The sequence below is a fragment of the Paraburkholderia sp. BR10937 genome (assembly GCF_040965695.1).
In the GTDB taxonomy this organism is placed as follows: domain Bacteria; phylum Pseudomonadota; class Gammaproteobacteria; order Burkholderiales; family Burkholderiaceae; genus Paraburkholderia.
In genome coordinates this window covers 59,878-68,212 of sequence record NZ_JBFRCL010000047.1, presented here as the reverse complement: position 1 = coordinate 68,212, position 8,335 = coordinate 59,878, and the positions used below count along the sequence as shown (strand labels likewise).

General features: G+C 59.2%; 6 protein-coding genes and 4 pseudogenes. 7 read left to right on the top strand and 3 right to left on the bottom strand.

Features of this window, described 5'->3' with window-relative positions; genetic code table 11:
- Nucleotides 1-129: 129 nt before the first annotated feature.
- The 3 genes and pseudogenes from AB4Y44_RS30895 to AB4Y44_RS30885 all read left to right on the top strand — a co-directional run.
- Nucleotides 130-720 (top strand): annotated as a pseudogene (locus AB4Y44_RS30895) (IS256 family transposase); the annotation flags it as partial.
- Nucleotides 721-893: 173 nt separating this feature from the next.
- Nucleotides 894-1,208, top strand: coding sequence for a tyrosine-type recombinase/integrase (locus AB4Y44_RS30890; protein WP_368618925.1), 315 nt, complete (start codon nt 894-896; stop codon nt 1,206-1,208).
- Nucleotides 1,209-1,316: 108 nt separating this feature from the next.
- A pseudogene (locus AB4Y44_RS30885) lies at nt 1,317-1,567 on the top strand (ATP-binding protein); the annotation flags it as partial.
- A gap of 648 nt (nt 1,568-2,215) precedes the next feature.
- Here the strand turns inward: AB4Y44_RS30885 and AB4Y44_RS30880 are convergent.
- Nucleotides 2,216-2,845, bottom strand: coding sequence for a cytochrome b (locus tag AB4Y44_RS30880; protein ID WP_368701701.1), 630 nt, complete (start codon nt 2,843-2,845; stop codon nt 2,216-2,218).
- 216 nt (nt 2,846-3,061) lie between these two features.
- Nucleotides 3,062-3,391 carry a DDE-type integrase/transposase/recombinase gene (locus tag AB4Y44_RS30875; protein WP_368701700.1) on the bottom strand — a complete coding sequence of 110 codons (330 nt, stop codon included), beginning with the start codon at nt 3,389-3,391 and terminating at the stop codon, nt 3,062-3,064.
- 868 nt (nt 3,392-4,259) lie between these two features.
- On the opposite strand from AB4Y44_RS30875, the gene AB4Y44_RS30870 reads away from it, so the two are divergent.
- From AB4Y44_RS30870 to istB, 4 genes and pseudogenes are all read left to right on the top strand, one after another.
- Nucleotides 4,260-4,436 carry a hypothetical protein gene (locus AB4Y44_RS30870; protein ID WP_342922278.1) on the top strand — a complete coding sequence of 59 codons (177 nt, stop codon included), beginning with the start codon at nt 4,260-4,262 and terminating at the stop codon, nt 4,434-4,436.
- Nucleotides 4,433-4,822: a DDE-type integrase/transposase/recombinase gene (locus AB4Y44_RS30865; protein ID WP_368618927.1), complete on the top strand. Its 390-nt coding sequence runs from the start codon at nt 4,433-4,435 to the stop codon at nt 4,820-4,822. The genes AB4Y44_RS30870 and AB4Y44_RS30865 overlap by 4 nt, the downstream gene beginning before the upstream one ends.
- 517 nt (nt 4,823-5,339) lie before the next feature.
- Nucleotides 5,340-6,551 (top strand): annotated as a pseudogene (istA, locus tag AB4Y44_RS30860) (IS21 family transposase); the annotation flags it as partial.
- A 7-nt stretch (nt 6,552-6,558) separates the two neighbouring features.
- A pseudogene (istB, locus tag AB4Y44_RS30855) lies at nt 6,559-7,327 on the top strand (IS21-like element helper ATPase IstB).
- 466 nt (nt 7,328-7,793) lie between these two features.
- Here the strand turns inward: istB and AB4Y44_RS30850 are convergent.
- Nucleotides 7,794-8,132: a hypothetical protein gene (locus AB4Y44_RS30850; RefSeq protein WP_069269191.1), complete on the bottom strand. Its 339-nt coding sequence runs from the start codon at nt 8,130-8,132 to the stop codon at nt 7,794-7,796.
- Between the last annotated feature and the right edge of the window lie 203 nt (nt 8,133-8,335).

The window sequence follows — 8,335 nt, the reverse complement described above, 5'->3', positions numbered from 1 at the left end:
CCGTTCGGGAACCCGGCTTCTTCTCCGCAGACTGTGTCAAAGTGATGCCCATCAGATTGGGAATGATGGGCATCACTTTGATGTCGCCTTCAGCCACCGTCTATAACGGCCGGCACGAGCCGCTTACCGAAGTTCTGGCTCAAGGTCTTCAATGAACTCAAGACGCGCGGCTGCCAGGACATCCTGATCGCCGTGGTCGATGGCCTCAAGGGGCTGGCCGATGCGATTGGCACGGCCTATCCGCGCACGGCCGTGCAGACCTGCATCGTGCATCTGATACGCAACAGCCTGGAATACGCGAGTTACAAGGACCGGAAGGCTATCGCCGCGGCGCTGCGCCCGATCTACACGGCCGCAAGCGGGCAGGCCGCGCAGCAGGCGCTTGAGGCATTCGCTGCAGGCCCATGGGGCACCCGATATCCGACCATTGTGCAATCCTGGCGGCGTGCGTGGGAGAACGTGACGCCGTTCTTCGTGTTTCCACCAGAAATACGCCGGGTTATCTACACGACGAACGCCATCGAGAGCCTGAACATGCAGTTGCGCAAGATCATCAAGACGCGCGGGCACTTCCCCAATGACGAAGCGGCCATCAAGCTGCTGTGGCTGGCATTACGAAACGTGCTTGCAAAGTCCGTGCGCCATGCCTATGACTGGAAATCTGCGATGAACCAGTTTGCCATCCTGTTTGGCGAGCGGTTTACGCGGGCGCGCGGGTAGCGTTTTTTTTAACCGCCTCGCCCACAAAAATGCGGACAGGTTCTCCGCGTCTGTCCGATCTGGCCGCAGACTGCCAAGTTGTTGCAGCGACTCGTCGAAGAACGCCCGTATCCGCTTAATGCAACCACAGCACTGTTGTCAATAATCGCGGCGACAAGCACACCCGCTTCGGGGTGTACTACCTGCTTCGCAAGCATCTGGTCGCCGCCGGAGCGACCGTACCTACCCTCCGGGAGAAACGCATCCACCCTCATTCTCTGAGGCATACGACAGCGCTCTCCTTGTTAAAGTCAGGTGTAGACTTCCCAGCGATTAGCCAATGGCTTGGTCACGCGAGTCTCGATACAACGATGCGCTATGCGCAATCAGACATCGACATGAAGCGCCAGGCACTCCCTCAAGTGTTTCCAGACATATTGACGAAGGTATCGGCCGACCGAGGAACATTCGGACGCTTGCCGATTATCGACTGGTTGAAGCGGCTCTGATACTTATGTGGAGTTCGAATCACGGCTGCCGACTATCACTATGCCTTGACCCACCGGACTCCACATAACGGTGCACTACACATAGATCGAGTAACGTTATGCAAAACGTTACTGGACGACCTGTCGTATGCTCGCAAGGATCAGGCCGAGGCCAGCGTTCTGTTCGAGCGGATTGCAGAGAGGTATGAGCGAAAAAGTCTTCCGATAACTGCAAACGAAACATTCTCGGACTGGAATGACGTGCTCCCCGACCCCGGCATGACATCGCCGCCATCGACCGGCTTGTGCATCACTCGACGACCTTCGAACTCAACGTCGAAAGCTACCGCCGCCGCAAGGCCGGCGACAAACAAAATGCACTGCGGCGTCAATTGCACGACGACAACCCTGCCAATCCGTTCAGCGCCCAGTTGCCTGACCACGACAACGTTGTCGCAGTAACGATGTGTGTCAACTACACGATCACGCAACGACAACTACGAAGGAGAAACGTCAAATATGAGCTGATATCGAACGACAACTACCCCGTTGACCGGCCAAAATAGTTGTCGCTGACCGGCCGTGCTGGTTGATGCTCTCTAACGCAAGGAATCCAGTACACCTGTCGCGGGACGTTGAGGGCTTCGAGCTGGAGTGTGAAGAATTGAACAAATAGGCGCACGCCTTGGAAACGAACTGCTCGCGACGGGTGCCCAGCCGGTCCAGCAGCGCGAGATTGAGCAGCCGTAGGGCGCTGAGCATGCGCTGGCGGCACTCGGCCGGTTCAAAAGGGTCTTTCGGGCGTGCCTGTCGATGGCGGCTTAATTCCAGGCTCGGGTGCCGTGAAATACGCATTGATGGCGCCGCGTTTCGCGAATCCATGCCATGCTGCGCGGCAACGCCGTGCGGAAAATTTAAGATGTGCTAACCTCCATGAGGTCGATGTTTTGGGCCACCTTGACCGGCGGGTCTTTTCCCAGATACAGGCATCAATGAAAAATGCAGCGACCATGAAAGACAAACCGTATTTAAAGCATCCTTCGCAGCACGTCGTTACGCGAGATCAGTTGGTGCTTGATTACCGCTACCACGTGCAACATGACCAGTCCAACCAGCAGTGCGCAACTTGCGCGATGCACCGCGAACAATTCGTCGGTTAGCGGGCCTTTCTGGAACGGAGTATGGATTTCAACCAGTCCGAAAAACGGATAGCCATTCGGCACCATCAGGAAGCCACTCGCCAGCACTGCAAAGATCATGACGTAAATCAAGAGATGTACTACGCGTGCCAGTAGTTGCTGTTCGACGGACACATCGGGCAGCGCAGGTGGCGCGATTCTGACCAGCTTCCAACCCACCCTCAGCGGAAAAAGCACAATCAGAACCGTTGCTATCGACATGTTCAGTCGCGACAGGAAATCATGCACAGGTCCATTGGCGACCCGGGTGAGCGAGTAACCCGCTACACTGGCGTAAATAATCCAGACAGCAAATGTCCAATGGAAAAATCGTGCGATACCGTCGTAGCGGCCCCGCTCGATCCCGGCCGCCAGCTCTGACCAGTCGCGCAGGCCAGATTGGCCGTCTTGCGGGATCGCGGTTAGCGGCTCACCGGCACGCGAACTGGATCGCTTAGCCGCTCGTGACATCCGGTTCATAACCTCTTCCAGTCCGAAGTCGTTAGGCTGTATCGGGACGCCGCCACGCGTTCCGCCCTTTGCTGATTCAATGCCGGGGTCGGGCGGGTTCTGTCGCAGTAAGACCGAGAGGCCGTCCAAGACCGGTATGGTATGGATTTCCTTATCCAACCAGCGAACATAACTGCTGTGCGGGAGTTTGTACCAACGCCGCCATCGTTCAATTTCCCTTGACGATCATGTGTATGACTTCGATGCCACCCAGGAGAATGCGGACGCAACGAGATTCTTAAACCCGAGCATCGGGCGGGTCCCGCGCTTGATCGCGCGGTGGTCCTGCTCGACGATGTTATTCAGATACTTCGACTGACGGATACTGATCGGCGTCTCCCGCCCGGCGTTGATAGACTCAAACGCAGCGAGATTTGCCCCACTCTTGTCGTTCGGTCTCCGCCTCGGGTGCGCCGTTGCGCTCGATCGATTTTTCAAAGTGGCGCTTCGCGGCAGCCTTGTCAGAAATCGATCGCGTCTCCCGCTTTGTCCACGGCCCGGTACAAGTACTTCCACTGTCCTTTGACCTTGATATCAGTCTCATCCACGCGCCAACTCCTGACGACTTCGCGCTTGCGACGCCAAATGGCTTTTCCCGAACGGGCAGCAACTTGACCGCCCACCGGTGCACGGTTGAATGATCGACATCGGTGCCGCACTCAGCCATCATCTTTTCCAGATTTCGCAGGCTCAGTCCATAGTCCACATACGAGGGCACGCACATCAGCAGCATGACATCGAGCGGATGGTGCAGTCGCTTCAGAACCTTCGCAACTTCTGGGGCAAGGGCCGTTCGTGGCGTCAGTGCCTTCTTATTCATCGGGTCAGTACCAGTTCGTCAGACGCGCATTCTAGCGTTCCGGCACTAACGCGACACAACCATATTCGCGTCGACAACGCCAATTGCGTTCAGGCAGGTCATGAAAATTTGCATTCGTGACGCCCAGTACATCGCCGAACGCACTATGCGGCATTTCCATGTCGACTAAAAATCGATTGTTTGGATAACACAGATCCACGTAACGAATGCATGCGTGCGAGAAATATGCGCGCTGATGGCTTCGCCAAATCAGCTTTCAGCCGGTAGCTTCAGCAATGTCACGTTGCTGACAGCGGCGTCGGGTGACAACTTGCAATGCAAAATACCGAACTGCTTTTATCACGGCGATCGCTTCTCCGCGACGGTAGGGTGCAATTTGGGTGCGCTGGTCTGTTACGCTCGGGATTTTGACGAGCACGAGCCAATGCGTAAGCTAAAAGACATTGACGGATTGCTCAACGGGCGCCACTTCGCTCGCGAAGTTATTGTCCTCTGTGTGCGCTGGTACCTGCGTTACAATCTCAGACTTCACCTCGCTGAAATGATTGCCAAGCGTGTCTGTCGATGTCGCACACGACGATCATGCGCTGGGCCCAGCGCTTCACGCCGGAATTCGTCAAACGCTGGAATCGGCTGGCCTTGAAAGCCGGTCAGTCAATCGACGAGACCTATGTGAAGATCCCTGCCAAATGTGTCTATCTTTACCGCGGCTTGACCGGGCGGGAAAACGATCGACTTTGACTCCCGCCAAGCGAAATGTGGCTGCGGCCCAGGCGTTCTTTGCGAAGACGATCAGAAGTCAGGGGCGCCCTCGGGCTACGATCACGCTGGACGGTTACGCGCCTCACCGCGCGGTGTGCGAAATGAATGCCGATGGGACCTTGCCTAAAGACGCGACGTTGCGGTCCTTGAGATACTTGAATGATCTGATCGAGCAAGATCAGCGCAACATCAAGTCCAGGGTCAACGCGATGCTCGGCTTCAAATGCTTCAGAAACGCGACCGTCACGATCTCGGGCATCGAGTTGATGCATCGCATTCGGAAGGCGCAATTTGACCTTACGAACCTGCGCCTCGAAGATACAAATGCGCCCGCTATTTGGAAGGCAGTTCTTTCTGCTCAATGAGGTCGCCGCAAACACGCTGCTTCTCACTGCTATTAAAATTGCACCAAAGCCGGAGTGTAAGGCCAACGCGCCTCAGGCGTCCGCGATCGAGCCGCGCGACACGCAGCTTTAATCGGCGACCGCCCGGCGTCGGACCACGGTGCTGCGGATCGAGAGCACTCGTCACAGGGTTCGCCAAAAATCGCTGCCGCAGCCGATAGGCAGTTGTCCGGACGTCAAGCAACTGTCCAGCGCGCTTAGACTGAACTCGAGTCAGCGGCCCCCTCCGAGCGGTCGCAACACCTAACACCGCCGCCACCTTCGCGGCACGGCTGTCTATCTCGTCAGAGGACGCCATGGTGCCCCCTCGCCCGCGCTCTTGATCGCGCTAGCTGAATTAGGGGGAGCGGACGAGGCCGGCGGGAGTCGACGGCAACGACTACACTGGACCGTTGAGCGGCGCTGGGGAGACGGTCATGGAACTACGTTGGAAAATCTATCTGGAGCGGCGGGGAAAGGGAGAAAGGGGCACTGTTGGTATACCGGCAGTTACGACGCCGTGAAGCGCATGCTGCGCCGGCTTGCGGCAGAACGCGTCGTCAAGGCAACGACGACCCTCGAATTCGCGCCCGCCGAAGCCACCCAGGTTGATTTCGGCGCCGGCCCCGTGCTCACGCACGAGTCCGGCATCCCGCTCAAGACGTGGATCTTCGTCATGACCCTGTGCTGGTCCCGGTATCAGTATGCCGAGGTTGTGCTTGACCAGACCGTCGAGACGTGGCTGGCCTGTCATCGCCGCGCCTTCGAATGGTTCAGGGGTTGTCCTTCCCGGGTGACGATCGACAACGCCAAGTGCGCGATCATCCGGCACTGCATGCATAGCCCCGAAGTCCAGCGTTCCTACGCGGGGGTCGCCGAAACGTATGGTTTCCGCATCGAACCATGTCCGCCGCACGACCCAGCCAAGAAGGGAATCGTTGAATCCGGAGTCAAGTACGCCAAGAAGTCCTTCGTACCACTACGCGAGTTCCGCGATCTGGCCGACGCGAACCGTCAGTTGCGCGAGCGGATCCTGCAGCAGGCCGGCGTGCGCGATCACGGCACCACGCACGAGCGGCCGCTCACGCGCTTTGCGATCGAGCGGCCGCTGCCCACGCGCCTGCCCGATGTGCCGCCAGTACTGGCCGTGTGGTCCGAGGTCAAGGTGTATACGGACGGCCACGTTGTCTACAAGAAGGCGCTGTACTCAGTGCCCTTCACGCTGGTCGGCAAGCAGCTATGGCTCAAGGCCACCGACACGGTCGTGCAGGCGTTCCACCGGCACGAGCTCGTCGCAACCCATCCACGGCTACGCAAACCGGGGGACCGCCACACCGTGCGCGACCACCAGCCGCCCGAGGCACAGGCCTGGCTCAAGCACGATCCCCAGTGGTGCCTCGCGCGCGCGAAGGACATCGGGCCAGCCCGCCACGCCGTCATCCTCGCGATGTTCAACAACACGGTGCTGGAAAACCTGCGCGGCGCAAAGGGCATCGTGCGCCTACGCGAGAAGGTGGGCGATGAGCGCCTGAACCCCGCATGCGAGCGCGCGCTCGCGTTCTCCGGTCCCCACTATCGCACCATCAAGACGATCCTCGACAAGGGGCTCGACAGCGAGGCTGCGGCGCCATCTACCGCAACGGCGCCCACCGATACCAACCTGAATGGTGGCCGATTCGGCCGCGACCTTCAATCCCTTCTGATCCATTAAGCCAGCCATGAATCCGAGTCCCGAACTGAACCCCATCCTCAAGCAGCTGCGCCTCTCGGGCATCCTTGACTCGCTCGAGCAGCGCAACCGCGAAGCCATTGACGGGCAGCTTGCCTACACCGAGTTCCTCGCAATGCTGCTGCATGACGAGATCGCTCGACGCGACACGAAGAAGTTGGGCGTGCGGCTTGCCCGTGCCGGCTCGAGACGTTCAACTTCGATCTGGGGCCCAAGCTCAACCGAGCCTATATCCACGATCTCGCTACCGGTCGCTCCATCGACGAGAAGGTCTGTGTCTTGCTGGTCGGCGGAACAGGCGTCGGCAAGTCACACCTGGCGCAGGCATTGGGCCACTGCGCGGCCCGGCAAGGGCGTGACGTGTTGTTCATCTCACAGACTGATCTGCTCAAGAAACTGCACGCAGCTCGCGCCACAGACCTGGACGAGCGTAAGTTCCAGCAGTTCGTACGTGTGCCGCTGCTCATCATCGACGACTTCGCAGTCAAACCGCTGCACCCACCCCACGACGAAGACTTCCACGACCTGATCGCCGCCAGGTACGAGCGAGCGGCTTTGACCGTCACGTCAAATTTAGATCTGAGTGAATGGGGCGACGCGTTCCCCGACAACCGCATTCTGGGCGCCGTGATGTGGACCGGCTACGACACGGTGCCTATCGCGTCGTAATCGAGGGAGAGAGCTTCCGCAAGCCCAAACCGATGCCGGCGAGCAGTGAAAACGCGGTTGCCAAATCGGGCAAAAAACGGCATTCTTGAAGCCGTTCGAATCTGCGCTTTACCCCCGCTTCCGCTGGCTCCATTACGCCGCCCATCCCCGGCTCGATTACGCCGCCCCGTGACAGCGAGCACCGGACGCCGACATTAGCGATTTGCTGCCGTTCAACTACGCGAAACGGCAAGCCGAAACGAGCGCGAACTGATCGGCCAATTGCGCGCCACCCATGAAGTCGGCGCGCAATACCCGAGTGCAGTCGTGGACATCGTCGGCCATGCCAGGCCGCCGCGATGCGGCCACGCTCGCCTCTCGGTTGCGAACGATTCTCCATCGGGTGTGGTGAATTTAGCGCTTACGGTTATCCCGCGTCGCCATCCCTCCAGCTTACTGCTCGGTTACGCGTGGAATTCGCGCTCGGGCAGGCGTGGAGTCAGCGTTCGGTTTGGCGTGGAATACGCCCTCATGGCCCATGGCAGGAGGTGCAATATGACTGCCGTCCAAGATTTTTTATGATCCTGGCGGGCGCGGCCATAATGGCTGAAAGTGAGCAGGCGTATGGAGGATATGCACAAGCCGGCCTTGCTGACCAAGAACCGGATGAGCTGTGACCCGCCCACTCTGATCGACCTCAATGGTCTGGATGCGTATGTCAAGGCTGCGCGCGAGCCTGTCCCCGGCCGCGTAGATGTCGATGAAGTCATGCTCATCGGCCAGGCCATCCGCGATCAGCCCACTTCGCAATGCCTGCGCCTCGAGTTCCCTCGTCTGCTCCGTTTCCACCCCGGGCTGTCGCCTGATGTTGCGCACGAACTGAAGAACTGTATCCAGCAGGCAGTTGTTTCCCACCCCGCTGGCCCCCCTTCTCCGCGCTCGATTGCGCCAGAAACTCGTCAAGACTGCCATAGCTGCGAGCAAACTCGAACTGCTGCAGGACGGGCGCCTAGGCCGGCGCGGCACCCGCCAGGGGGCGGGGAGGCGGCTGGGCACGTGCGGCGCGCGCAGGGGGCGCGGGGCCCAGCTACTGCGAAGCGCGTGGCCGGGATCCAGGG

What these genes read in the sequence shown, in the direction of transcription:
- AB4Y44_RS30880 (WP_368701701.1), bottom strand. Translation starts at nt 2,845, where the DNA reads ATGAACCGGATGTCACGAGCGGCTAAGCGATCCAGTTCGCGTGCCGGT.
- AB4Y44_RS30870 (WP_342922278.1), top strand. Translation starts at nt 4,260, where the DNA reads ATGTCGCACACGACGATCATGCGCTGGGCCCAGCGCTTCACGCCGGAA.